At 70.9% G+C, this 26,905-nt stretch carries 11 protein-coding genes; 1 reads left to right on the top strand and 10 read right to left on the bottom strand.

What is annotated here, in order from left to right:
• Positions 1–145: 145 nt before the first annotated feature.
• The 10 genes from ACFYW1_RS17730 to eccD all read right to left on the bottom strand — a co-directional run bounded on the left by ACFYW1_RS17730 (position 146) and on the right by eccD (position 22,621).
• Positions 146–1,735, bottom strand: coding sequence for a hypothetical protein (locus ACFYW1_RS17730; RefSeq protein ID WP_388993194.1), 1,590 nt, complete (start codon positions 1,733–1,735; stop codon positions 146–148).
• A gap of 50 nt (positions 1,736–1,785) precedes the next feature.
• Positions 1,786–15,489, bottom strand: coding sequence for a hypothetical protein (locus ACFYW1_RS17725; protein ID WP_388993191.1), 13,704 nt, complete (start codon positions 15,487–15,489; stop codon positions 1,786–1,788).
• Between the two features lie 25 nt (positions 15,490–15,514).
• Positions 15,515–15,856, bottom strand: coding sequence for a hypothetical protein (locus ACFYW1_RS17720; protein ID WP_388993188.1), 342 nt, complete (start codon positions 15,854–15,856; stop codon positions 15,515–15,517).
• Complete coding sequence (locus ACFYW1_RS17715; protein ID WP_388993185.1) at positions 15,849–16,361, bottom strand: YbaB/EbfC family nucleoid-associated protein; 513 nt, start codon at positions 16,359–16,361, stop codon at positions 15,849–15,851. Before ACFYW1_RS17715 ends, ACFYW1_RS17720 begins: the two co-directional genes overlap by 8 nt.
• Positions 16,361–18,352, bottom strand: a complete 1,992-nt coding sequence (locus ACFYW1_RS17710; protein ID WP_388993182.1) for a hypothetical protein — start codon at positions 18,350–18,352, stop codon at positions 16,361–16,363. Before ACFYW1_RS17710 ends, ACFYW1_RS17715 begins: the two co-directional genes overlap by 1 nt.
• A 46-nt stretch (positions 18,353–18,398) precedes the next feature.
• Positions 18,399–18,860, bottom strand: a complete 462-nt coding sequence (locus ACFYW1_RS17705; protein ID WP_388993179.1) for a hypothetical protein — start codon at positions 18,858–18,860, stop codon at positions 18,399–18,401.
• A gap of 13 nt (positions 18,861–18,873) precedes the next feature.
• Positions 18,874–19,167, bottom strand: coding sequence for a WXG100 family type VII secretion target (locus tag ACFYW1_RS17700; protein ID WP_388993176.1), 294 nt, complete (start codon positions 19,165–19,167; stop codon positions 18,874–18,876).
• A gap of 59 nt (positions 19,168–19,226) precedes the next feature.
• Positions 19,227–19,577, bottom strand: a complete 351-nt coding sequence (locus ACFYW1_RS17695) for a hypothetical protein (RefSeq protein WP_388993173.1) — start codon at positions 19,575–19,577, stop codon at positions 19,227–19,229.
• 157 nt (positions 19,578–19,734) lie between these two features.
• The gene (eccB, locus tag ACFYW1_RS17690) at positions 19,735–21,231 is read right to left on the bottom strand and encodes a type VII secretion protein EccB (RefSeq protein ID WP_388993170.1); all 1,497 of its coding nucleotides are present in this window, start codon (positions 21,229–21,231) and stop codon (positions 19,735–19,737) included.
• A 7-nt stretch (positions 21,232–21,238) separates the two neighbouring features.
• On the bottom strand, positions 21,239–22,621 hold the full coding sequence (gene eccD / locus ACFYW1_RS17685) for a type VII secretion integral membrane protein EccD (protein ID WP_388993167.1): 1,383 nt from the start codon (positions 22,619–22,621) through the stop codon (positions 21,239–21,241).
• Positions 22,622–22,833: 212 nt separating this feature from the next.
• Here eccD and eccCa point away from each other — a divergent pair, with 212 nt between their 5' ends.
• Positions 22,834–26,739, top strand: a complete 3,906-nt coding sequence (eccCa, locus tag ACFYW1_RS17680) for a type VII secretion protein EccCa (protein WP_388993164.1) — start codon at positions 22,834–22,836, stop codon at positions 26,737–26,739.
• Positions 26,740–26,905 lie beyond the last annotated feature (166 nt).

The raw sequence follows: 26,905 nt of genomic DNA, 5'->3' as shown, positions 1-26,905 counted from the left end.
GCCCGGTCGGCCGCGGGCATCCTCCACGGGGCGTGCGTGCCCGGGTGCCCGGCGTGGTGTGCCACGCCGGGCGGTGGGTTGCCGCCGTGTCACGGGGCGGAGCGGCGGCTCTCGCCCTGTTCGGCCGTCGCGGTACCGGAGGGTGTCAGCTGCAGCTCACGTAGACCGCGTCCGCCGCGTGGTGCGCGTCGGTGGGGCCCTTGGAGTTCCAGTCCTTGCCGCGGTCGTGCAGCACGACCGACAGGCTTCCGCCGCTGATCCTCACGTTCGGGGCCGCCACCCACTGCCCCAGGTGGTCCACCTGGTCGATCGTGAAGCTCGCGAGCCGTGCCCCGGAGGAACTGCTGCCGGCGTGGACGGTGTAGTAGGACGGGTTGCCGCCGACGTGCCGGATGCCGCCGGAGGCGGGAATGTGCACGCTGACGCGGCAGGTGCCCGAGGTGACGGAGCCGGTGTCGAAGGACCACGTCGCGTAGTTGCCCGCGTCGTTGTTGTCACCGGACATCGGGACCGAACGGTACCGGCCGCTGCAGCCGTTGGACGAGTAGCCGCCGACCGCGGTCGTCCACTGGTCGTCGTCGTTGGCGACCTTGGACGAGCCGTGCTCGCGGTAGGAGGTGCCGGAGCCCGAGCAGTGCGGGCCCGCGTAGGCGGAGAACGAACGGACGGTGGCGGCGCCGGACTTGGATTCCGTCGTCGATCCCCCGGCCGAGGTCCTGGAGCCGGATCCCGACTTGGTGGTCGCCTCGCGGGTCCCGGTGGACGACGGCTTCTCGGCTGTCTTCTCCTTCCCCCCGGAGTCGGCGACGGCGTTGTTCTGCGGCCCGGGCGGCATCTTCGAGGTCGTGTCCTTCTTGCCGTCCGGCGCCTTGCCGCCGGGGGTCCTGCCGCCCGGGGCCTTGTCGCCGTCCTGCTCGGCGCTGGGCACGTATCCCGAGGGGGACGTGCTCGGGCCGGTGTATCCGGCCGCGGTGTCACGGCTCCTGTCGTCCTTCGGGTCGTCGCCGGAGAGGGCGCCGATGATGAAGGGGGTGGCGAGGAGGATCACTCCGCCGATCGCGGCGGCGGCGACCATGGGACGGGATATCCGGTTCGGGTCCCCGGGGGCGCCGGTGGCATCGGTGTCCGGGGAGCCGTCGCCCGAGCCGCTGCCGGATGCGGCCGCGGTGGCGCCGGTGCGTCCGGCGCGCAGCCAGGAGAAGCGGGTCCTGGAGGCCGCTACCGGGGCAACGGCCGTGCTGCTGTTGGCGGTTGCGGCAGTGGCGGCCGATGCGGCGGACGCCGCCGTCTCCTCGGAGGCCGCCGTCCCCCCGGGGGATGACGGCTCCTCGGACGGCGACGTCCCGGCCTTCGCCCCCGTCTCGGCGCCCTTCGGTTCGGCGCCCTCTGCCTCGGCGCCCTCCGGCTCGCTCTCCGTCCTGGTCGACTCCGGCGGTTTGGGCGCGCCGCTCCCCCGCAGCGCGGAGGCGACGCCCGCCGCCGTCTCGGGCTCGGTTTCGGCCTCGGGCTCTGCCACCACCACGGCCTCGGCTTCGGCCTCGACCTCGGCCTCGGGGCTGGTTTCCGGCTTCGCTCCGGGTTCCTTCTCCGGCGCGGCCTCCGGCTCGTCCGGGTCCGCACCGATCACACCGTTGCTGACGGACACCGTTGCACGCGCCGTCGGCGCCTCGGCCTTCTCCGGTCCGGCCCCACCGGCACTGCCGGGGGTACCGCTCTGCGACTCCGTGACTGCCACTGGCGCCACTCCTCTTTTCGTCTTCCGTCGTGCTGATGGTGGTGGTGTGGTCATTCGTCCGTCCCGAGCTCTTCCCCGGGGCGGCCCGGCTCCTGTCCGGGAAGCGGGGCGGGCCCGCGCCTCGCCGCCGCTTCGTGCTCGGCCCACTTCCGCACCGCCGCCGGTCCCGCTTCCCGGTTGCCGGCGAGCAGCGCTGCCAGGTCCTCGTCGGTCGTGTGGTGGTCCGTCACGTATTTCCAGAACCGGGTGATGTCCTCGGCCGTCACCGTGAGGTTCTTGATGTCCTTGGCCGTCACCGCGAGGTGCGCGATGTCCTCGGCCGTCACCTCGACGTTCCGGAACCAGGCCAGTTCACGGGGTTCGAGCCCGAGACCGCTGAGACGCCGCAGTATCAGGTCGGCGGAAACGTACGGATCGTCGTGCCAGAGCATCGTCCCGACGGTCCGTCCGTCGCTGACGACGAGGTTCGGGATGACTCTCAGGAGCTCGGGGTCGATGTTGAGGCGGTCGGCGAATTCGAGCACCCTGGTGATGTAGGGCATCGTGTTCGTAGCCGAGTCGGCGAACGTCTCGGCCGTCTTACGGGCGTCCTCGTACCGCTGTTCCAACTGCACCGTCAGCGGGAGAGGGCCGGCTTCCCGGCCGGGCCCCTCGATGTAGGCCCGGGCGTGGTCGGGCCACATGTCGAGACGGTGGACCAGTAGCGCGAGCGGGCGGGGGTCCAGACCGTCGGGAAGCGTGGCGGCCGGGCCGTCCATGCCGAGCCGCCACAGCGCCACGGCATGCGTCAGTTGGTCCAGGGTGAGCCGATCCAGCGGCAGTCCCCGGGCAGCGTACTGCTGGGGAACCCCGGACCACAGGGCGAACTCGGCCAGCGCGTCCTGTGCCGTTTCCGCGGCGTTGAACTGGACCGCCATCTGACCGAAGTTGCCGCGCCAGCGCTGCCCGGCAAGCTGCTCGGCCAGCTCCTCGATGGTGTTCCCGGCCTCCCAGAGCGGCCGGGTGTTCTCGCCGAACTCCGTCGGGTCATCGATCAGTGTCGCGTTCATCAGCATCTCCAGCCGACGCGGATGCACTCCGAGTACGAGGGCCTGAGCGATGATGTCCTGGCGGACCGGCCGCTGTGTCCGCTGGTCCCAGGAGGTGAACAGGTCGCTGTCCGGGCCCGCCTCGATCAGGCCGTCCAGCGTTTCCCCCCGGTCGTGCAGATGGGCGGCGAGGTCCCACCAGTGCTCGACCCCGACGCCCTGGGCGCTCATCCACCTCATCAGCGACAGCGGGTCCCGGGCGCCCAGCCGGTCGGTGATCAGATCCAGCTGGTCGAGGACGACGAACGGGTCTCCGAAGCCGCGCAGGAGCGCGGCGATGCTCGACACGTCCTGGGGATGCAGTTCCATCTCCTGGCTGAGGACGAAGAGGTGCGCCGGATCGACTCCCATGTCGGCCGCCGCCTCGGCGAGGGGCCCGTCGGGCTGCCACAGTGGCGGCGTGCCGGGGCCGTCGTCGGTGTGGATCGCGTAGTCGGCGATCAGCCATGTCCCGTCGGGGCCCCGTTCGTGACGGATCTCCAGGCGGACGCCCGGCGTGGGGAATGCCTCCAGCACCAGCCCGTCGAGTCCCTGCCGCCCCTCGACGGGGCGGGCGTGCAGGGAGTGCTGCAGTGCGGCCAGCCGCACCCGGTCCGGTGTCCAGTCGCCCCGCAGGTTCTCGGGGATCGTCAGGTTGCTTCCGGCGCCCGGGTGGTACAGGCGGCCGGTGGCACCGACCAGGTCCTGCTCGGTGCGTTCGCGGTCCGCGTGGGACGCGAGCTTCTGGGCGGTGTGCAGCACGAGAGCGTCGATGCCGGGCTCGTGGGTCAGCGGGCTCGTTCCGTGGAGGTCGAGCACCGCGGAGGCGGCGGCGTGCCAGACGGGAGTGGCCGGTGTTCCGGCAGGTGGCCTCCACCGGTCCGGTTCGAGGGTTCGCGGGGCGGAGAGGCGCAGCGCGGTGTAGTCGGTGCCGAGCAGCGTGTGGAGGTCCTTCACACCGCGGGATGCCCGGTTCAGCGGCTCGGTGTCGGGTCCGTCGGCCGTGCCGTCGTACTCGATCGCGACTCGGAGCTCCACCTGGCCGAGACCCGGGAAGTCGCCGAGGAACAGCCGTGCACCCAGGATCGGCTCCAGCAGGAAATCCATGCCGCTGTCCCGTGGCACGTGCAGCACACGGACGATTTCGGTGGTCTGTTCGCCGTTGTGGCGCAGCTCCCGGTTCATCCGGTAGTGGGCCCCGTCGCCGGTGTGGAATTCGATGTCGTGGGCCTCGGCCAGTACCGCGGTGGACGTGTGGTCCCCCCTTCCGGACTGGTGCCAGGACGGTTGTACCCGCTGGTGCTCGCCGTCGAGGACCTGGCCGTGCATCGGTACGTTCCCGACCGTGGCGTACCAGATGTAGCCGCCTGAGGGCAGGAGGGTGAACGACCCGTTCCTGAGGGCCTGTCGGTGGGCCTCGCGAATGAAGTCGTCCATCGTCCGGTTGCCCCACTGGGCCGGGAAGAGGGTGTTGAGGCCGGCGACGCCGTCGGAGAGGGCGACGGCCGGGCCCGGGGAGGTCAGGGGGGTGCGGACGGCCCCGTTCATCCAGTGCTGCAGTTCGAGGGCGAAGACGCGGGCCCGCAGCGTGTGGTTGCCCGCCATGGTGCCGAACAGCAGCTGGCGCACCGCCGGCTGCCGATCCCCGGTGTACACGTGCCCGCCGTCGCCGTGGGACCGGTCACCGATTCCGAGGGAGTCCCACAGCCGGTGGGTGGCCAGCGGGTCACCGCCCTCGGCCAAGGGTGTCGGGCGCGGTTCGTCGGCCGGGTCGGCGAACAGGGCCGGGGCGAGGTCGTCCTGCCGCATCGACGGCTCGAAGTCGGTGATGGTGCCGTCGGACAGGGCGTGGCCGCGGATGCGGACCCCGTGGTGGACGCCCTCGAACTCGCCGTCCGGTCCGATGTTGCCGCGCCGCCGTTGCTCGCGGTGGACGTGTTCGACCGCCGCGGCCGCCTCCTCCAGCGACCAGTGCTCGGGAAACATCATGACGGGCCGGTTGTCCGGGCCGCCCCGAGCCGCGCGGTAGGTGCCGTTGGGGTTGATGTCGCCGAGCCGATCGGGCCGTGTGCGTCCACTGGCGCCGACGGGTGCCAGGAGGCCGACCGCACCGGTGGCCGGGTTGCCGCGCAGCACCCGTTCCGCGACGTCGAGCGGCAGGTGGGACGGCACGTCGTTGCGCGAACCGGACTCGAACCCGGCGTCCTTCCACGCGGCCTCGATCGCCGATCCGATCAGATTCAGGTCACGGGGCATCAGCCGTTGGTTGTGCAGCCGGTCGGTGGCGGGGCTCAGCGGGCTGTTGGCGGGCTGCCCGTAGAGATCGCCGATGACCGGGCCACCCATGAGGGCCCGGTCGGTGTAGACGGGGCGCAGGGTGTTCGAGTGCTCACGGTAGTAGTCCCAGGGGCCGAGCAGATGGGTCAGCTCATGGGCGAGGACGGCAAGGCTTTCGCCGGGCAGGTTCCACTGCCGTGCCTCCATGCGTCCGCCGGGCTCGAAGGAGAGGTCGACGAGATGGACACCGTCGCTGGGGCTCTTGAGGTAGCCGTTCTCCCAGCGCTCGATGGGCACGTCGGCATCGGTGAACTCCACCGTGACACGCAGCAGATCGCCGTTGGGGAGCCGGTAGCGGGGGGCGTTGAGGTAGGTGTCGAGGGCCGTCCGGGCGGCTTGGCCGGCGGCGTCCGCGAGAAACTCCTGTCCGGGCCGGGGGAGCAGCTTGATGGGGAGGGTGACGTCGGCGCGGATGGTCCCGTCGGGGAGTTGCACGCGCTGCGCCCGGAAGGCGCGGTTCTTGATCGGTCCGAGGTAGCCGAAACGCTGGTACTTCTTCCAGCTCGGGGGCAGGACGTCGACGGTGCCGAGGACCACCCCCTCGGCGGTGTCGTTCCCGCGCCAGGTCTCGACGTGGGCGGCGGCCTCGGCGGAGGGCAGGTTCCGCCACGCCCGGACCGCCGCGTGCGGTGTGGCGCCGAGCGTCTTCTGGTTGACGAGGTAGTGGGCGAAGGAGTCCAGTTGTTCGGTGCCGATGACATCGGCGTTCCGGCTCCCGGCCCCCGGAGCGGCCAGCGCGGCGAGGTCCGCCGTGGTGAAGCCGTGGTGCGCGAGGTCGATGCGGAAGGAGGCCACTGTCTCATCGATCGCCCGGGGGGCTGCGGCGTGCTGGGCGAGGTGGTGGCCGAGCAGCTTCCCGAAGGGTCGCAGTGTGGTGGCTTCGACTCCCAACGCCCGGGTGAGTGCGTCGGCTTCGTGGAGTCCCGCGTCGTGGCCGAGCGCGTCCGCGAGGGCGACGGTCTGGGTGAGGCCGCCCTCGGTGAGGTGGTGGGTGACGCTCTGGCGGAATCGCGCGGTCGTGCCCGTGGCCTCGGCGGCCCGGCCGAACCGGAGGAGTGCGCGTACGTCGACGTCGGCGGGAAGGTTGCCGAGTTCCTGGCGGAATTCGAGGTTCCAGCGCGCGACCGCGTCATGGAGTTGCTCATCGGTGGTGCGCGCGAGTTGTGCGTGGCCGCCGTTGTCGGTGAACCAGGCACGGAACGCGGTGAGGTGTTGCGCTCTGGCCTCTCTCGCACGAGGCCCGTTCGCGCCCTCGACGGTGATGCCCAGGCGGTTCGCGACGGCTGCGAGCCGTATGGCGTCCTGCTGGTCACGGAGAAAGGTGACGGATTCGGGGTGGGCTGTGAACCATTCGGTGACGGGCCCCCGCCACCTGCTGTGTTCGATGAAGTCCACGAGCCCGTCGGCACGGTGCAGGTCGTTCTCGCGCAGGAGTCGTTCCAGGTGGTCCGGCGTGATCCCGTACTGCTGTGCGGCGTTCACGACCGCTGACGACGGTTGGTGGAGGGGCGCGGCCAGCCAGTCCACGACGGCCCGACGAATCCGGGCGGGGTCGCCACTGCCGGCCAGGTCGGCGAGGGCGGAGCCGTTGCGGGCCAGGTGGCCGTCGAGGGCGTACCACTGGGAGCGGTTGATGCCCAGGCCCGCGAGGTTCTGGTCGAGCGCGACGAGTCCCATCACGGGCAGCCGCAACCGCTGTCCCAGCTCGGCGAGTCCGTCGTCGACGGTGAGGGGCGTGCTGAGCACCTCGAAGATGTCCTGGGAGAGGGTGCTGCCCCCGGTGTCGCCGGTGGATCCTTCGTCGTCCCTCACCACGGGGCTCGACGAAGACGGGGCGTGCTGCGCCGGGGGCTCCGTCGGGGCGGGGTTCGGCGCCTCTTCCTGCGTCGACGTCGGTGTCTCTTCCTGCGTCGGCGTCGGTGTCCCGGACCGCTTCGGCGTCTCGGACTGTGCCGAGCTCTGGTCGACGTACCGGTATGTCCTGCCCTCCGGGTCGTCCTTCAGGTGCAGCAGGACGCCCCGCTCCCGGTCCCCCGGCTTCGCCTCGCCGCCACCCGGCGTGAAGGTGTGCAGTTTCCCTTCGTACGCGACGGTCACCGGCACCTTCCACAGGGCCGCCGCCAGCGCCGGGTAGAGGTCCGCCGTGCCGTGGTCGGTCAGCGTCGCGCGGTTGCCGGTCCGGTTCGCGGAGAGCTCGGCGAGCGCGTGGCGCTGCTGCTCCGTCAGCGCCTCCTTCATCGGTGGGAGGGCCCCGTCGCGGTCCTGGAACTCCCGTCCGGCCATGGTCGTCGGGGCGAGGAAGGGCAGCAGTCCCGCTTCGGTGACGTCCTCGCCGGTGAACGCGTCCGCCAGGTCGGGCGGCACCATCCCGGCCAGCTCCACGAACCGTCTGGGCGCCTTGTCCCCCTTCTTCAGTTCATCGACCAGCTCCTTCCACAGCTCCGGGCCGTTCGATCCGGCCGGGTCGAGGCCCATGGCCAAGGCGTTGAAGAACCCGTGCCCCTCGTTCTCGACCTCCACCAGTGGGTAGGTCGTGCCGTCGATCGTGATCGTCGCCGGGGTGCCGTTCTCGCCCTCGTTCTCCGAGAACTCCTTCTTCTCGTCCTCCGGCTCCGGATCCGGCTCGTCCTCCTGGCCGTACTTCTCCCTGAACTTCTCGGCCGCGGCCCGGGCGTCCGCGCCGTCGCGGAAGATCGGGTCGGTCAGCTCGCGGATCTCGAAGTACTCGGCACGGGCCTTCTCCACCTGCTCCGCGAGTTCCTTCAGTGGCACGGTGAGTTCGTCCTGCGGTGCCGTGAGTTCGGCCAGTTTCGTCGTGAGCCCGTCCAGTTTCGCCGTGGACTCGTCCAGCCTCGCCTGATGGAACTCGCGCTCCCCGGGGTCGGAGCGGAGGTCGCGTTCGATGGCGGCGTGTTCCTCCTCCAGCTGCCGGTGCTTCTCCCGGTACTCCTCGATGCTGTCGAGTTCCTCCCGCAGCTTCCGGCGTTCCTCCCAGTACTTCTTGTCGCTGTCCGCCCATGCCTTCTCGGCCTCGGTCACCTTCTGGGCGGCCCTGTTCTCCGTTTCGATGAGCTGCTTCAGTTCGGTCCTGGTCGCCTCGTCGGTGGCCTCGGCCTCCGCTCTGGCGAGCCGGTCCAGTTCCAGTTCCTTCACCCGCTGGTCGCTCAGCCAGACGAGGACCGTCGCCTCCGTCTTCCCGGACTGCAGGGCGGCCGGGCTCGTGAACGGCCGCCCGACGGCGCCGTCCTTGATGTGGCGGTTCGTCTCCGCGGCGAGGTGGAAGGTGGCGGGGACGGCGTACAGGTGGCCGTGTCCGGCGGGCGGTTTGAGGTTGAGCCGGCTCTGCTCGGCCTGCCCGATCCGGTGCGTCTCGCCGGCGCTGTTGCCGACGCCCGCACCGGAGATCCCCGGGGCGACGATCGGGCTGTTGCCGATGGCCGCGCTGCCTGCGGCACCGGGCCCCGCCGTCCAGGTCAGGGCGGTCCCGTCGGACATCTCGTCCCCGGTGCCGGTGCCGGTCAGGTCGTCGAGCCTCACCTGACCGCTGACGGCTATGCGGCGCGCGTTCTTGAAGTCGAGGTGGGTGGCCAGGGTGAGGGTGGCGTCGACCCCGCCCACCAGACTGTTGTCGAAGACGGTGACGGCGTGCTGGCCGCTCTGGGCGACGCCGGAGGAGAGCGCGGCGGTGAGGGAGGGGTCGTTCAGAGCGGTGTCGAGCGCGTCGGCGCCGGAACTGCCCGGCTTCACGAGGCTGCTCCGGCGCGTGGCGTGGTTCACCGCCTCGGTGAGCCGGTCGCCCTCGTACGTGTGCTGCGCGGTGTGGCCGAGGTCGTTGCGGTGGGCCCGGGAGACGAGCAGCTTGCCGAGCTTCTGCACCTGGTCCGCACCGATGACCTCATGGATGTGCAGGCCGCCGTCGCCCTTGCGGGCCTTCTCGTCGTTCTTCTTCGTGGTCTCGGTCAGCAGGTCGGCGGGGTTGCCACCGCTCTTCGGCGGGTCGATCGTCACCTCGGCCTTCGGCCGCAGGCTCGGGGGCGTCGCCGGAGGGGTTGTCGAGGACGAGCCCGGGGGCGGTGTCGAGGGCCCTTCCTCGTCCCCGACCGGCTCCAGCATCAGGTACGACTCCGACGTGGTGACGGTGGCGTCCCAGGTGACCGGTTCGATGGCGTTGCCGCCGTCGGAGTAGGTGACGGTGACGGTGGTCCTCCACCTGGTCTCCAGCACCGCCTTCGGACCGGGGAGAGTGGTGACCTGGGTGGTCACGCCCGAGACGGATTCGACCGCGGCCACGGAGTCGCCGGCACCGGCACCGCCACCGGCGGTGGGGCCGCCCGAACCGCCCGGGACACGCACCAGTTCGCCGCCGGTGACCCCGTGCGCGACGGTCTTCGACGAGGAGACGGAATCGTCCTGGGCCGTGCCACGGTTCGCCCCGAACTCGTGGTCGCCGAACAGGGTGTCGATGATCTCGGGCGTTCCGACGCGTTCGTGCCGGACGGTGATGGCCACGTCCTTGCCCAGGACGTTGAGCTTCCGGACGTGCGCGAGGGCGGAGGTGCGACCACGCGCGGTCAGCGGGCCTCCGCTCTGGATGGCGGACCGGCCCGAGCGGGCGGACACCATGGCGTTGATGGTGTGCCGGGTCTGCTCGGCGATGCCCGCCTCGTCCAGGGCCTCCCCGAGTTTCTTCAGCCCGGCGGCGTCCTGCGGGGCGTTGTGCGCGAAGGCACCGCGGCTCGCTCCGTCGAGGTCGCTCCGGTGGCGCCACTTCGTGCCGACGGTGGCAGGGGCGTCGGTATCAGTGTCGGCGCCGGTGTGGACGGGGGTCTCGACGCCGGTGTCGAGGGGGGTCCCGGTACCGGTGCCCGCGGGGGTACCGGTACTGGTGTCCGCGGCCGTTTTCGGCATCGGGCCCAGCCCGTCGTCGATCAGCCCCGTCCTGATGGCGTCGCGTTCCCGGATCAGGCCCACCCAGCCGCCCGGCTTCCGGATCACCTGCGAGGGGCCGGTACGGTGGTTTCCGAAGGGGCGGCCGAAGAAGCCCAACGGCTTGTGGCGAGCGTCGATCCGGTAGTCGGTGTCGCCGACGACCAGCACCCAACGGTCGTTGTCCATCACCTGGTTGAGGTCGCGCGTCGAGGTGACGGCGGCCCCCTTGGTCGAGCTCCGGAACTTCTGCAGCCAGGTGCTGAACGTCCCGCCCTGGCCGGTGAGGTGTGTGGCGCCGGCCGTCTCCACACCGGCGAACATTCCGGTGGTGCCGAGCGAGCCGCCCCACGCCTTGCCCCGTGAGTGGCCGAACGCCTGCTCCAGCGCGGTGTTCATCTCGGGCGACGCGGTGAACGAGGTGCCCACCACCGTCAGGTTGTGCCGGGTGCCGGTGAGCGAGACGGACTCGTCCCCGGCGAAGAAGGTGCCCTTGTCGTGCAGGTTGCCGACGATGTGGCCGCCCGGCGAGAACACCTGGTCGGAGAGGGAGGTGAGGGAGTGCTGCCCGAAGATCCGGCGGATCCGCTCGGACATCACCGCCCCCGCGTCGGTCAGTTGCCACGCGTTCCCGGAGTTCTTCCCGACCAGGTCGAGCACCGAGCCGAGCAGATTCCGGTCGGCCCGGGTCGAGAGGGTGATGGCGGCCAGCCCCTTGGCGAGGATCTCGTCCGGCACCTCGGCATCCGATGATCTGCTGGACTCCGCCTTGCCGGTGAACCGGTCCCGGTTGTCGTCCGACATCCCACTCGTCCTGGACAGGGCGTCGGGCACACCGAAGCTGAACGCCACCGGGTGGGAGGCGAGGGTGACGGACTTCTTCCCGTTCCGGGCTTCGCCGATCCCGCCCAGTCCGGCGTGCTCGTACAGCCACTTCACCGCGCGGACGTGCGAGTCCTCGCCGTACTGTGCCAGGGCCCGCATTCCGCCCAGGGTGAGCGCCTGCATGAGGGGCTGCGGGAACGCCGAGCGCTCGATCTCGAAGGTCAGGCTGCCCGTGAAGTCGTAGTAGTCGGTGCCGGGCCCGGGCACGAACAGGTCCTCGCGGGTGGCGGTCCCACCGGACTTGACCTGCCGGGTGGTCGTCCCGCCACCGCGCGCGCCGATGCCGCCGGTGCCGACGGCCAATGGTGTGCCCAGCTCGTCCTTCGCGTTCTGCCGGGCGGAGAAGGTCGCCTCCAGGCCCAGGTTCCAGGAGTGCGTGACCTGCTGGGCGGTATCGAACCGTTCGCCGCCGCCGGTCGCCTCGGTCGGGGTACGGCGGGCGCTGCCCGTGTACGTCGGGTTGTCCAGGTCGGCCCGGATCGTCAGCGTGTAGCCGCGGTTCTTGACGAACGTCGAACCGGCCAGAGGAACCCGGATGCCCTCGGCGGTGGCCGCCTGGTGCATCCCCTCCCGCAACTCCTGTTCGGAAAGCGCCGCCATCAGGCCGCGGGCGTTCTCCACGGCGAGGGCGGAGGTCCTGCCGCGTCGGAAGAGCCTCTTGAACCAGGAGCGGTGCTGCCCGGCGGCTTCCACCTCGTCACGGGTCGCCAGGGGCAGACCGGGGTCGGCCTTCTTCAGTTTGTCGAAGAGGGCGTCGAAGAGCCTCTCCTCGGAGGTGCGGCGGTCGTTCGCCGCCGCTTCCGGATTCCGCGGGGGCGTATCGACACGGATCTCGCCCAGTCGCCCCGGCCCGAGCACGGACACCTGCTCGTCGCCCCAATAGGCGGGCTTCTTCGGGGGGTTGACGTCGACGCGCAGCCCGTCCTGATTGTCCCAGCCGGCCAGTCGCCGGGCCTCGCCGACCGGCATCCGGACCAGGCTGCCGACGGTGAACGTCTCGTGCGTGCCGTCCGGCGCTCGCACCGTGACCGTCGATTCGCGCAGCACGAGCACCGTCCGGACGTCCTTCGGGGAACGCTCGGCGTGCTTGACGGCTGCGGGGCCGCCCAGGTTGGCGGTGTTACGGGAGGAATGGCTGTAGCCGAACGTCAGGCCGGCCTGGACGCGCGGCGCGGCGAAGGCGTCCGAGAAGCCGGTGGGGTCCGCCTGGGCGCCCACGAACAGGGTGGTGTCGAGGCTGTGGTCGCGATGGACGCTGCTCTCGTTCTTCTGCGTGAACTGGCCGGTGTCCCGCAGTTCGAAGTCGGTGCCGGCGTCGATCACCCAGTGCCGGCGGGGCACCGGCCGGTCGATGGTGACGGTGCCGGACGCCGATCCGTCGGACGTGTGCAGCCGCAGCGGCGGTACGGGGGAACGGCCGTCCATCTGGGTGAAGTGCTCGGCCGTGAAGTGGTTGACGACGGCTTTGTAGTTGCTGCTGCCGACCGGGGAGTCGGTGTGCTGGAGCACCCAGTCCGTCACCGCGTCGAGGTTGAAGTACGACTCGGTGTGCTCGATGCCCGCCCGCTCGCCGGACTCCGTGGTGAACTTCAGCGGCACCCGGTCCTTGCGCGGGTCGGGCCGGGTGTTGGTCGTGTGCGACTCGGGAACCCGGACGGTCAGGCCGTTCGTGACGGTGTGCGTGTGGGTGGGGGCGGCCGGCGAGCCGGCGGACTCGGTGGCGGGTTTGTCGCGGAGGGTCAGCTCGTACCTGACGTCGGTACTGAGCTCGACGGACGCGCCGTGGCTGCGGGTCTCGCGCTGTGACAGGAGCTGGGTGTTGAGGTTGTGGTCCCGGCCGGTGGCCATTCCCGGGGCGACGGTGATCCGGCCCACCACGCCCGCCCCAACCACCGCGGCGGAAACCGGTGCCCGGAAGTTGCTGGACTCCGCGTGGGACAGGCCCTCGGTCTGCTGGGAGCGCTGGACGGTGTCGAGCTTGAAGGGGGTGGTGGGGGCGTCCTCGTCCGCCGGGACGGTCTTCCAGGTGTCCTGCTCGGGGACCGCCTTGATGCGCAGTTCCTGGGTGCGGCCGTCGGTGGTGGTGACGGCGAAGCGACGGCCGTCGCCGAGGAAGGTGTGCGGCTGCTGCGCGAGGGCGAGGGCGAGGGCCTCCGGCTCGTGCAGGGTGACGCCGGCCTTCTTCACCAGCTCGTCGGCGAGCTGTGCGGGGTCCTTGCTGTCGTGGTCGAGCCGGACGGCGAGGTGCCCACCGACGGCCCCGCTGAAAAGGGGCTTGTTCTCGGTGTCCTGGAGGTAGGTGGAGACGTCCTTGAGGAAGTGGGGGACGGAGGTCTCCGTCGTCTCGTTCGAGGTCGTCGTCGTGGTGTTCGGCCCGGTGCCGCCGGTGTTCTCGTCGGCGTTGTCGGTGTTGTTCTCGTCGGCGTCGCCGGTGTTGTTCTCGGTGACACCCTCGGTGTTGTTCTCGGTGGTGTCGGTGGTGCCTGTTGGGGTCGGGTCACCGAGTTGGGTCAACTCGATGTCGTGGGAGGTCGTCTCCGTCACGAACTCGGATGTCGAGATGGGGGCGGAGGTGGAGACGGGGGTGACCGTGGGTGTGGGCGAGCTCGTCGTCGTGGTGATGACGGGCCCGGTCGGCGTGCCGAAGTCCTGATGCGCGGGCGGCCCCATGGGGCTCGGGGCGCTGAAATGAGGCATTCCCCTGGAGGGGCCGGAGAAGGGGGAGTTCGATTCCGTGGGCCGCGGGGTGAAGAACCTCTGCACGGGCGGTGTGCCCGAACCGTTCCCGGACCCGGACGGGGCGGGCGTCCGGGACGTCGACTGGGTCTGTGTCTGCGTCTGGGACGTCGTCTGCGACTGTGCTTGAGGTGTGACCTGCGGCTGTGCCTGGGGCGTCGTCTGCGACTGCGTCACGACCGGCGAAGGCGCCGGGGACACCGTGGACGTGGTGGTCGCGGTGGGCGCCGTCGTGCCCGTACCCGCCTCCGTCTCCGGCTCCGGCTCCGTACCGGTCTCCCCGGTCGGCTCCCCGGTCGCGGTCGCGGTGGCCCCCATGTCCCGTCCGAGCGGCACCGAGGAGTCGTTCGGCGTGACCTGCGGTCCGTACTCCCCCGGCACCTTGTCCAGGGTGTCGAGCTTGAAGTTGACGTCCTTGAGGAAGTTGGCGAGCAGCGAGTTCGACTGGGCGAGGAGGGGGTGCACGATCGTGTGCCGTATCGCGTGGCCGAACGCGGTCGGCACGACGCCCGAGACGAACGTCTGCCAGGTGGTGGTGAACTTTCCCTGGGTCATCAGGTTGTACGTGCCCTCGGCCAGGTTCTGGGCCCCCGCATCGACCAGTGCCGACGTCCCGTACAAACCCGCCGCGTAGCCGAACTTCTGCGTCTTGGTCAGCGTCTCGGACATCGTCTTCGAGCTGAGGGACTTCGCCACGTCCCCGGTGATGGCGTGCGACAACGTTTTCAGGGCCGCCGCGTCGACCTGGCCGCCGATGCCCTTCGCCAGGTCCTTGGCGATCTTCTCGGACACCTGGTCCACGGACACCGCCGTGGACCAGTGCTTGTTGAGGGAACTCGCCCAGGTCTTGCCGACGTTCCGCGCCGCGTCCCCCGACAGTCCGTTGAACCCGTGCTTGGCGAAGGCGTTGCCGACCTTGTCGACGAAGCTGTCCGAGACCAGCTTTCCGGTGCTCTTGTTGAGGCCCTTCGCCAGTTCCCCGTCGGCCCCTCCGAGGAGGTTGCCGAGCGCGTGCGCCAGCCCCTTGTTCGCGCCGGTCTTGTCGGCCAGCGTGTCGAGGTGGTTGCCGATCTGCGTGCCCAGCCACTTGGCCGCGTCGCTGCCGACGACCTTGGCGATCTGCTTGCCGAGCGCGCCGCCGGCCAGGCTGAAGACACCGCCGAACACGCCCTGCACGGCACCGAATCCGAGCGCGCTCTTCGTCGCGTCCCAGTCCCAGGCGCCGCGGTTGCCCTGCTTCATCTGGATCAGCTGGACGATCACGTCCATCGCCGCGCCCATGGCGACGCTGATGGCGGTGTGGGTCAGGATGCTCTTGACCAGTGCCTTGATGACGGCCTGGGCGACGATCTTGAGCGCGAGTTCCGCGGCGGCCGCCGAGGCTTCGGCGGCCGCGTTGACCCCGGGTATCCACCACACCGCGGCCAGGAACGCCAGCTCGGCCATCAGCTGGATGACCTGGCCGAGGATCATCCACTTCGAGTACTCCGCCTGGGTGGCGGTGTCCCGGGCGATCGCGGCAAGGTTCTCGGCCTGATCGGCACAGCCGTTCAGGATCGACTTCTCGCCGCCGCTCGCCAGGTAGTCGGCGTACTTGACGAACTCCTCGGCGGCCTTGCCGGAGAAGTTCTCCTTGATGTAGTTCGTGGCCCCGACGAGATAGGTCTGCAGTTCCTCGAAGTTGCCGACCAGTGCCTCGTAGTGGTCGGCGGCCTCCCGCAGCAGATCCTCGTTGATGGACGGCCACTTCTCGCCCGAGAAGACCATGAGCAGCGTCTGTGCCTCGGGGGACGGGGTCAACACGGGCGCCGCCGAGTGGTGGTGCGCGTCACTGTTCCCCTCCGGCCGCCTTCCAGTGCTTGGCCAGCAATGCGGCCTGGTCCTCGGCGTCGCCGAAGATCTTCTTCACGTCCTGGCCGTTCTGGCCCAGCTGGGTGATCAGGAGGTCCAGCATCTTCAGGGTGTCGGTGAGCGGTGGCATGCCCGGCTTGATCCGCTCCAGGTACTGCTTCGACGACTCGTCCTCGCCGTCGCCGCCGCCCCGGGTGTTGAGGTCGTTGATGGCGTCGAGATTGCCGTGTCCCTTGGCCAGGGCCGTGCCGAGGTTCTCGTAGTCGGCGAACCCCTGCCAGGTGGCGTCGCCGGCCCTCAGTTCGTTGCCGTCAGCCATCGTTCCTGCCTCCCCGGGCCGGGGGAGTCTGTCCGAGGTTCTTCGTCATCTCCCGGATCGGGGCGAGGAGTTCCTCGACGGGCGAGCCGGCCAGCATCGACCGGCGCATCTCGGCGCCCTTCCCGCGCAGCGGCTCGAACGCCTCGCGCGCCGCCTCGGCACTCTCGGTCTGTGCCCTGCCGATCAGCTCCACCAGGGCCCTGCCCAGGCGTGCCGGGTCCATCCGCCGGTAGTCCTCGTTGTGGAACTTGATCTCGCGGACGTCGCCCTGGGCACCGACGGTGACGCTGATCACACGGTCCTTGGAACGCACGGTGGAGGTGCGCGCGGCCAGCTCGCGCTGGACGGAAGCGAGCTTCTCGGTGTGCTCGCGGACCTGCTGCTGCATCTCGTCGAACTGCTCCTGGAGCGTCGAGCCGAGGATCGACTCGAACTGCTCGCGCGCGGAACGGGGACGCGACGCGGGGCCGCCGCCCCGGATGCCGCCGTCGTTCTGCTCCGCCATCAGCCGATCACTCCCGTCGAGGTGCACTCCTGGGTGCCCCACGTCTCCTCGTCCTCGTCCAGGTAGCTCTTCCGCTCCCGGTGCTGATCCTGCCCCGCCGGGGCCCCGCCGCCGCCCGCTCCGGGCGGCGGCATCATCGGTGGCGAGGACGAGGTGCGCCGCCCGGTGGTGGTCTCCTCGGTGGTCCTGACGTTGGGGTCGGCGGAGGAGGTCCTGACCCGGCCGGCCGGCGGTTCGACGCCGACGGGGCCCTTGCCGTTCTTGCCGAAGGTGTACTCGGAGTGTGTCCCGTCGGGGTTGCGGACCTTGAACACGCCCTTGCTCTGCTGCGTTCCGCCCTCGCCGTTGCCACGGGTGCCGGGGTGCTCGCCGGACAGCCGGGAGGTCTCGCGGAGGCGTGCCAGCGCCTTCTCGTTGTCGCGCCGCTGCTGCTCGGCGCGCCGCTGTCCCTCTTCCTGCTGCTTGAGCCGTTCCTGGTACGCCTTCTGCTGCGCCTCGGCCTCGCGGCGCAGCGCCTCCTGCTGCTTCTGCTGTTGCTGGAAGGCGCCGGGCGGGGCCTTGTAGACGGAGCCGTCGGGGTTCTTGAGCGTCTTGCCGTCCGGGCCGGTGACGGTGCCGTTCTTGTTGATCGTGGAGCCGGGCGGGATGTTCGTCAGGCCGCCGCCGGGGCCGAACACCCCCGGGCCGGTGACGTTCTTGTCGGTGTCGGTGCCGGTGTCTCCGAGGCCGGTGTTCCCGAGGCCCGTGCCTCCATTGCCGGTGATCCCCTTGTTGTCGAAGGCTCCCGGTCCTTCGGCGTTCAGGTTCTTCAGCTGGTTCTCCAGCGCCGAGCCGGGGCCCTCGCCCCCGGCGCCGTTCTGGTCGAAGGCCCCGCCGCCACCGCTGAACTCTCCCTCGCTGTCGCCGCCCGGGAGCTGGGTCTCGTCGTCGATGCCGGGGGGCTTCTCGGACAGACCGTCCGGACCGCCCTGGGGGTTCTTCAGTCCGTTGAGCAGTGTGGCGATGGCATCGGCCGTCGGGTTCTTGCCGTCGGCCGGGTTCGGCCCGCCCTGGCCGGTGCCGGCGGGGGCGTCCCAGGTCGGTTTGTACGGGGGAATGATGGCATTGCTCGCGTCGGTGTAGGCGCTGCTGATGGCGCTCGCCGCAGCGGACGCGGGGTTGTCGAGGCTCTCGCTGACCTGGGTGAGCCAACGGTCCTTGGCCTTCTGCTCGAAAGCGGCCCAGAAGCCCGACGAGTTCGGGTCGCCGAGCGTCGCCGTCGTCAGCCAGCCGTTGTCGAAGTGGTAGGCGCCCTCCCCGAACTCCTCGCGGAACAGGTCGCCCAGGATCTGGGCGGGCCAGGCGTTCTTCTCCGTGCCGTACTTCAGGAACAGGTCGTACAGGCCGCGCAGTTCGTTGGTGGCCGCGGTCCGGGCCTCGTCGATCTCCTTGGAGGGGTCACCGGGATTGGTTATCTGCGTGTGCAGGTCGCCGAACTGGTTCGCGACGCCGATGAGCATGCTGCGGAACTGCCCTGCCGCGGTGCCCTGGAAGTCCGAACCGGGGACGTCGATCTCCTCGGCCCAGCCCTTGATCGTGTGGAACCAGGTCTCTAGGAACCGCTGGACGCCCTTGACCGTGTTGCTGGCGTCGTCGAAGCTGAGCAACGCGAAGACGGAGTTGCCTTCCTCCGAGAGTGCCCTGCGGAGGGTTTCCCTGGCACGGAAGTGCCACTGGTAGACCGCTTTGTCCTGAGGCAGCGGGTCCTTCAGCTCCGGGCTGATGTTGAAGCCGACCTGGTAGTTGACGTACAGGATGTTGTTCAGGAACCACGTCTTGTGCCAGCCGAACTCGTAGCCCCCGGGCGCGCCGACCTCCCCCGCCGCGTGGTGCCAGGGATTCACGTAGTGATCGGCGATCCACTTCAGGTCGGTGACGTCCGTCCGCTTGGCCGGAGGGGTCGCGGATTCGGCGAAGAGGCCCAGAAGGTCCTCCCAATTCGTGCCTGCCATCCTGTCTCCCTGCCCTTCCGGCCTCGCCCGTCACTTCGGCGCCCGGTCAACTACCAGTGGTCGTCGGCGTGTTGCCCGCCGTCGGCTGCGTGTTCTTGCCACTGCCGCTGAACAGGGCCAGCGGCTCCCTGAGGTCGTCCATCATCGACTGCAGGGCGGTGTCCTTGGCCTCCTGCTCGCCCTGCTGAGTGATGTGGTTGACCCCGATCACCTTGTCGGAGAGGACCTTCATCCCGTCCTGCAGGCCGTCCAGGATCTTCACCATGTTCGTGGCGAACGCCGTGAACTCGTCCTGCAGGGTCTTCGCCGAGGTGACCGTCGAATCCGGGTTGCCCGTGAGGAGCTTGTCGTACTCGCCGGACCCGCCCTGACCGCCGTAGCCACGCAGCTTCTTGATGTACGGCTCGTCCCTGAACTGTTCGAGGAACAGACCGTTGATCCTGTCCCGCGCGAAGCCCTGCAGGAACTCCGACGAGACCTGGTAGGTGGAGGTGGTGTCCTCAGCCACGACTCACCTCCCGTCAGCTCGCCATGACCTTGGCACCCTGACCGTCGTGCTCGTGGTGGGTGCTGCCCATGTTGCTCAGGGTCTGGTGGCCCTGGTTGAACGCGTTGTCCATCTTGCTGATCGCGGCGTTGAGCTGCGTCTGGACGTCGCGCCAGGTGTCGGCGCTCTTGCCCTCGGCGTTCCGGGCGAGGTCCTGCACGCCCCCGATCAGCTCCTCCAGCGCGTTGCGCATGTTCGCCGTGAGCTGCTGCATGTCGTTGGTGGCGTCGGCGAAGCCGCCCCAGTTGATCCTGATGTTGCCGGACACTGCGTGCCCCTCTCCCGTACGACGGATGTGGCCGGATCAGTTGTGGTCGAGGACCCTGATCAGTTGCGGTTGAGGACGCCGAGGATGCCGTCCGAGACCGCGGTGTTGTCGAAGCCGCTCTTGGCGTGCTGGAGGGCGGCCTCTTCACCGGCGTCGAGCACCTGCTGCTGCTGGTTCAGCTTGTTCCAGACGTCGTCGACGGCGCGCATCGCCTCGTTGTAACCCTGCTGCCACGTCTCGAACTTCTGCTGGAAGGTCGCCGCGGAGCCGGAGTCCGTCTGGTAGTTCGCCTGGACGTTGGACCTGATGCCGTCGGCCACACCGCCGGCCTGCTTCATGAACCCGTAGTGCGTGTCGAGCGCGGTGACTGCCTTCCGCGCCGCTGCCGCGTCCTTGACGAGCTCGGACACCGCTGCCTCCCTCTGAGTCGGAACCCGGTGCACGGGGGAAGGCATGACTCATACGTCACAGAGTCCTCCCCACCCCCACCTGCACCAATGAGATTAACTGTTCAATGAGCCCATGTCAGTAGCGGCAGAGGGAAGTTCTGCGCCCTCTGTCGCCTCTTTACAACCCGGCGCCGCATTGTTCACGGATTCGTTTTCCTTTCGGGGGAACCCTCTCCGCGCTTTCGGCATCCGCGTCCGCCTCCCCGGCCTTCGATACCGCGGACGGGTCCAGCACGGGGCCGCCCGGAAGAAGGTTCAGCAGTCGGCCCGGAACGTCGACGGCCGCGCCTTCCGAATATCCCAGTTGCTTCAGCCCCGCCGTCGTGACGGGATACGAGACACCCGAATCCGCCACCAGATAAAGGGAGTTGCCCGTCCCGGCCGACGATCGGGCCCGGACCAGTGTGCCCGCCCCCGGGCGCACCCACGTCCGGTCCACCGGGACGCACGGCGCCGTCACCCCCGCCTGGGCGGTGGGCGTCGAGCCCGGCACCCCGGCCGCCGGGACCAGGGCCACCGTCGTGGTGTGGCCCCCGGCGGACGGCGTCACCCGGGCGCAGACCTGCTCCTGCGCCGGGTCCACCCTCACCACCTGCGGTGCCGAGTCGGGCAGCCCGGCGGCCAGCTGCTGCGCCGCCGACGCGGGGGCCTGATGGGCCGCCAGGTCGGAGGGGCCGATGGGCCGTTCCACCACGGCCCGGCCGTCGTACGCCTGGTCCTGGGTGCGCGGGTCGCCGTGCAGCAGGCGTCTGACCAGCCCGGTCAGCGGCGCCAGCCCGTCCGTGCGCAGCACGTAGTGCTGGCCCCCGGCCGAGAACAGCTGTCCGACGCGGGTGGCGCCGCCCGCGAGCCGCGGGCCGGGACGGCCCCGCCCGGCGATCTCCGGCGGGGCCAGCCCCGGCCCGGCGTCCAGCGCCGTCAGGAACGGCGCGCTCACCGGTACGGGCGTCACGCCGGCCCAGCCCAGCGCCGCCACCGTCCCGTGCCGGGCGTCGACGCGGAACCGGCGCCCGTTCCACACCAGTTGCTGCCCCTCCCCCGGCGCCGTCACCAGCACGCCGCGATCGGAGCCGAGCCCGTCCCCGGCTTCCTCCGGTCCCGCCACGACCACGCTGGTCAGCGGTTTCGTGCCGCCCGCCGCGCCGTCCGGCCGCACGCCGGCGCACACCGCCCACGTCTCGGGGCCGGGCGCGGCCGGCAAGCCGTCCGGAGCGCCCACGATCCCGATGGGGGCGCCGCGCGGCGCGTCCACGATCGACTGGGACGCGGCCTGCTCGACCGTCATCCGGTCCCCGGCCACCAGCCGTGCGGACGCCTCGTTGAGCACCGGGTGGAGCGTCCCGCCGATGTTCAGGTAGCGGGCGCCGGTGTCCTTCACGACGACCAGCGCGCCCGGGGTTTGCCAGGACGTCCCGCCGCCCGGTTTGATCAGCCCGTACAGCACCGTCACCACACAGGCCAGCACCACCAGGAGCGCGCCCCACCGGATGCCGCGCCAGGTCCGCGCGGTCGGGGTGTCGGGCGAGTCGGGGTCGTCCCGCAGCAGGCCGCTGGCCAGTCTGCCCATCACGTAGAGGTGCGCCTGCACCTGGTCCTTGCGCGACTGCACCGCCATCAGCGCATCACCCCCGGATTCCGCGCAGCGCGCCGAACACCCCGGCGAGCAGCACCGCGAGCGGCAGCAGTGCCAGCGCGCAGAAGGTGTGCAGGAGGTCGGCGGCCCGGCCCCAGTAGGGGACGAGCCTGCGGCCGGGCACCGTCCACGCGGCGATCGCGGTGACCGCGGCGAGAGCGGCGAGGGTGGCGGTGACCTCCAGCCGCCCCGGGAGCCCGGTGTCCATCGCGCGCACCACGGCCGCCAGGGCGATCCCGTACGCCCCGGGGATCGCCATCGCGAGCCGGTGCCACACCGCGCCGACCACCCTGACGTGCAGCAACAGCAGCGTGCTCAGCACCACGGCGAGCAGCGGGGGCGTCCAGCCGTCCCCGGCGGTGAGCAGCACCGTCTCGCAGGCGACGGCCACCAGTCCGAGGGCGGTGTACATCCCGGTCAGGTACCGGTCGGCCAGTTCGGCGCGTTCGCGCACCTGCTGGGCGGGGAACGGCTCGATGCCCTCCTGGAGTTCGCCCGCGTTGGACGGCAGTGGCGGCATCCGCATCCCGGCGAGCCGGAAGCACAGGCTGGGCACGAACCCGCCCGCGAGCACGGTCGCCACCGTCAACCACCCCGCGACCTGCGCGATCGACATTCCGGCGAGGGCGATCGCGCCGGCCGCCACGGTGAACGCCGCCACCGTGAACGCCCCCAGGAAGAGCGGTGCGAAGGCACCGACCGCGGCCAGGGCCACGATCGCCGCGCCCGCCCCTGCGGCGCCGCCGGCCAGCAGCCGCGGGCCGAGCATGTCCTCGCCGTGCCCGGCGACCGGGACGAGTGTGCCGGCGACGGCCAGATAGGGCACGGCCAGTACGCCGAGCACGGCCCCGGCGCCCGCGTCGCCGACCGCCCGGGAGGCGGCCAGACCGCCCGCCACCAGCAGCGACGCGAAGACGGCGGCGGCCGTGGCCCGCCAGATCGCCTCGCCCGGCAGCAGGACGGTGATCAGCCCGGCGGCCAGGGCCGCCACGGTGAACCCGAGGAGCAGCCGACGGGTCAGCTCGGGCCGCCAGGTGTCGGAACGGGCGCGCAGCGACTCGCCGATGCCGTCGACGAGATCGTCGAAGTCGGCCTCGGGCAGGGCCTCGTGGCGGGCTCGCAGGTAGAGCGTCTCGCCGTCGCGCAGCTCCAGGGCGGCCGGGGTGCGCTCCTCGTCGAGCGGGGCCGCGCCGAGCCGTTGCAGGCTCCAGCCGCCGTGTTCCAGGCCCTTTTCGTGGAGGTCGCCGCCGGCGTACTCGACGAGTACCGGCAACAGATCCGCGAGTGGGACATCGACAGGTATGCCCAGTTCGAAGGTTTTTTCCGGGCTTCTGATGGTTATTCGGCAGAGCCCGGCGGTCTTGTCGCTCACGGTGCGCGATTCACTCCCGCCATGTTTTTCCGATCGGGATTCGACCCGGGATCGGCTGCACATTATCGTGAAGTTCGTTATGACTGTACGGTCGTCCGACCGCACGATAATCGGCACCCCGAGCGCCGATATCGAATCGCCGACACATCGATCCGGGAGCCGGTTTGAGTACCGTCACCTTTCGGCGGCCTCCGCGCCGGGTTGGCCCGGCCATGCCCGAGGGCGAGCTGACGCTGCAGGAGCCCCCCTCCCTGCCGGAGCCCCAGGGCGCCATGAGCGGCATCATCACCTACCTGCCGATGGCGTTGAGTTCGCTCGGCATGGTGCTCATCTTCATCCGTCCCGGCCAGGGCAACGGCGTGTTGATGTGGGTGTCGATCGGCATGATGGGGGCCTCGGCCGTCGGCATGCTGATCGCCCAGTTCCTCCGGGCCGCCGGTGACCGCAAGCGTGCCTTGCGCGCCGAGCGCCGGGACTACCTCCGGTACCTGACGACCAGTCGGCGCCGTATCCGCAAGGTGGTCGAGCAGCAGCGGCGCGCCCAGGAGTGGCGCCATCCCCTTCCCGGGGCGTTGTGGTCGGTGGCCCGCACCGGGCGGCTGTGGGAACGACGCGCCACCCATGACGACTTCGGCGAGGTGCGGATCGGCACCGGTGAGCAGCAGCTCGCGCTGACCCTCTCGCCGCTGTCCACCAAGCCGGTCGAGGACCTGGAGCCGCTCTCCGCGCACGCGCTGCGCCGCTTCATCCACGCCTATTCGACGGTCGGCGACCAGCCGGTCGCCGTCCGGCTTCGGTCGTTCGCGCGGGTGCTCCTCACCGCGAAGGAGGAGCACCGCGAGACCTCCCGGGCGGCGGCCCGGGCGCTGGTCGCCCAACTCGCCGTGGCACACGCCCCGGAGGACCTGACGATCGCCGTGGTGGCGGACGGCGACGCGCTGCCTTCCTGGTCGTGGGTCAAGTGGCTGCCGCACGTCCAGCACCAGGCCGACGTCGACGGGGCGGGCTCGGCCCGGCTGGTGGCCGAGACGGTCTCCGAACTGGAGCCGCTGCTCGGCGAGGAGTTCGCCGACCGGCCGCCGTTCGAGCCCGGTGCGGAACCGAGCCGTGACGAACCGTTCACCGTCGTCGTCCTGGACACCGCGTCCGTACCGCCGGGGGCCCGGCTCGCCGAGTCCGGTTACCGCAACACCGTCGTCGTCGACGTCCGCGGCACGCTGGACGGCGCCTGCCCCACCCGCGGCACACTGCGCCTGCGGATCGAACCGGACGCGCTGGCGCTGCTGTCCACCGCCCCGGACGGCAAGCCCACCGAGACGGCCCTGGGCCGGCCCGACGCCCTCGGACCGCACGCGTCCCGCGCCCTCGCCACCGTCCTCGCCCCCTACCGGCTGGGCGCCGCGGCGCGGGCCGAACGCCCGCTCCAGGAGAACATGGAGCTGACGGACCTGCTCGGCATCCGCGATCTGCACGCCACCGATCCGGCCGAGCTGCACCGTCCGCGCAGTTCCGCGGAGCGGATGCGGGTTCCGATCGGCATCGGCGCGGACGGCGCGCACATCGATCTCGACCTCAAGGAGTCGGCGCAGGGCGGCATGGGCCCGCACGGCATGCTGATCGGCGCCACCGGTTCCGGCAAGTCGGAGCTGCTGCGCACCCTGGTGCTCGCGCTGGCGCTCACCCACTCCTCCGAGACGCTGAACTTCGTCCTCACCGACTTCAAGGGCGGTGCCACCTTCCTGGGCCTGGACCGGCTGCCGCACACCTCGGCCGTCATCACCAACCTGGCCGACGAGGCGGCGCTGGTCGAGCGGATGAAGGACGCCCTGCACGGCGAGCTGGTCCGCCGCCAGGAGCTGCTGCGCAAGGCCGGGAACTACGCCTCCGTCCGCGAGTACGAGGAGGCGCGGGCGAACGGCGCCGCCCTCGACCCGCTGCCCACCCTGTTCGTCGTGGTCGACGAGTTCAGCGAACTGCTCGCCGCGCACCGCGACTTCCTCGACCTCTTCGTGATGATCGGACGGCTCGGACGCTCGCTCTCCGTGCATCTGCTGCTGGCCTCGCAGCGCCTGGACGAGGGCCGCATCAGCCAGTTGGAGAGCCACCTGTCCTACCGGATCGCGCTGCGCACCTTCTCCGCGATGGAGAGCCGGGGCGTGCTCGGTGTCCCGGACGCCTACGAGCTGCCCCCGCAGCCGGGCAGCGGCCTGCTGAAGAACGACGTCGGCGCCCTCACCCGGTTCAAGGCCGCCTATGTCTCCGGGCGGTACCAGGTGGTCCGCCCCGCGGTCCGGCAGGCGGTGGTCGCCGGGCAGGTGGTGCCGTTCGAGGCGGGCTGGGTGGCGCCCCGGGCGCTGCCCGAGGTCGACCCGCGGACCGAACCGGACCTGGCGGAGGAAGAGGAGGAGAACGCCTCCGGCCCCAGCCTGCTCACCGTCGCCGTCGACAAGCTGGAGCGCTCCGGCCCGCCCGCCCACCAGGTGTGGCTGGCGCCGCTGGGCGAGCCCCCGACGCTCGATCTCCTGCTGCCCCCGCCCGGCATGCCCGGCGGGAAGTTCCTCACCGTCCCGGTCGGTGTCATCGACCGCCCCTTCGAGCAGCGCCGTGACGAACTGCTCGCCGATCTCTCCGGCGCGGGCGGCCACGTCGGCATCGCGGGCGGCCCCCAGTCCGGCAAGTCCACCCTGGTGCGCACCCTGATCACCGCGCTCGCCCTCACCCACACCCCGCGCGACGTCCAGTTCTACTGTCTGGACTTCGGCGGCGGGACGCTCACCTCGCTCACCGGGCTGCCGCACGTCGGCGGCGTCACCGGGCGCCTCGACCCGGAGCGGATGGCCCGTACCATCGCCGAGGTCGGCAACGTCATCACGCACCGCGAACTGCTCTTCGCCGAGCGGGGCGTGGAGTCCATGACCGACTTCCGGCGCCGCCGCGCCGAGGGCGAGTTCCCGGACGAGGCGCACGGCGACGTCTTCCTCGTCGTGGACGGCTGGAACACCATCCGGCAGGACTTCATGGACCTCGCCCCCGCCTTCAACCTGATCGCCTCTCGGGGCCTCAACTTCGGAGTGCACCTGATCGTCGCCTCCGGCCGTTGGATGGAGATCTCCGCCGCCCTCCGCGACCAGCTCGGCACCCGCTTCGAGCTGCGCCTGGGCGACCCCGTCGACTCGATGGTCAACATGCGGGTGGCGGCGACCGTGCCGACCGTCCCGGGCCGCGGTCTGACGGCCGACCGCATGCACTACCTCACCGCGCTGCCCCGTACGGACGGCGACCCGCGCGCGGAGACCGTCGCCGACGGCGTCGCCGCGCTCGTCCGGCAGGTCGCCGCCGAGTGGGACGGCCCTTCGGCACCTCCCGTGCGGATGCTCCCGATGAACCTTCCGGCGGACGAACTTCCCGCCGCCGACGGCGACCTGCGTGTCCCGCTCGGTCTGGAGGACCAGCGGCTCGACGTCTTCCACCACGACTTCGAGGAGCACCCGCACCTGGTGGTCGTCGGGGACGTCGAGACCGGAAAGTCCAACCTGCTCGCCCACATCGCCGACGGCATCCGCGCCCGGTACACCCCCGACGAGGCCCGGATCGTCCTCGTCGACTACCGGCGCGGTCTCGCCGAGGCCGTCCCCGACTCCCACCGCCTGGGCTACGCCACCGGCGCCGGTCTGCTGGGGCAGATGGTCGACGGGGTGGCGCGGGCGATGAAGGAGCGGGTCCCGGGGCCCGACATCGCCCCCGCCCGGCTCAGGCTGCGCGACTGGTGGAGCGGGCCCCGGCTGTTCCTCCTCGTCGACGACCACGAACTGGTCTCCACGGGCGGCCTGTCGGGCGGCGATCCGTTCGCCCCGCTCCACGAGTTCCTGGCCCAGGCCGACGAGGTCGGACTGCACGTCGTCGTCGCCCGCAGTGCGAACGGCTCCGGCCGGGCGATGATGTCCGACCAGCTGCTGCGCCGCCTGGTCGAGGCCAACACGCCCGTGCTGCTGATGAGCTGCCCGCCTGCGGAAGGGCAGGTGGTGGCGGGGACGAAGCCACGTATCCTGCCCGCGGGACGGGGGCTCTACATCACCCGCCGTCGCACGGTGCAGATCCAGACGGCCCACCGGCCCTGACGGCCCGGCCCCTCCTGCCGCGCCCCCGCCCCCGGCGCCCCGCCCGGCCCGCGCGACGCGTCGGCGTCCGCGCCGGACGGGGCCGTGCCCGGGGCCGGGTGCCGAGGGGCCGGGAGCCGGTGCGGTGGCCGACCACGACGACGTAGAGACGACGCAGAAAGGAACG

Source organism: Streptomyces sp. NPDC002669 (genome assembly GCF_042889165.1).
In the GTDB taxonomy this organism is placed as follows: Bacteria; Actinomycetota; Actinomycetes; order Streptomycetales; family Streptomycetaceae; genus Streptomyces.
Note: the sequence above shows the minus strand (reverse complement) of the source record. Positions and strands in the feature narration are given on the sequence as shown.

Excerpts from the sequence above, each read along its gene's own strand:
- ACFYW1_RS17715 (WP_388993185.1), bottom strand. The coding sequence starts at position 16,361 with ATGGCGGAGCAGAACGACGGCGGCATCCGGGGCGGCGGCCCCGCGTCG.
- eccCa (WP_388993164.1), top strand. The coding sequence starts at position 22,834 with ATGCCCGAGGGCGAGCTGACGCTGCAGGAGCCCCCCTCCCTGCCGGAG.
- ACFYW1_RS17720 (WP_388993188.1), bottom strand. The coding sequence starts at position 15,856 with ATGGCTGACGGCAACGAACTGAGGGCCGGCGACGCCACCTGGCAGGGG.
- eccB (WP_388993170.1), bottom strand. The coding sequence starts at position 21,231 with ATGGCGGTGCAGTCGCGCAAGGACCAGGTGCAGGCGCACCTCTACGTG.
- ACFYW1_RS17710 (WP_388993182.1), bottom strand. The coding sequence starts at position 18,352 with ATGGCAGGCACGAATTGGGAGGACCTTCTGGGCCTCTTCGCCGAATCC.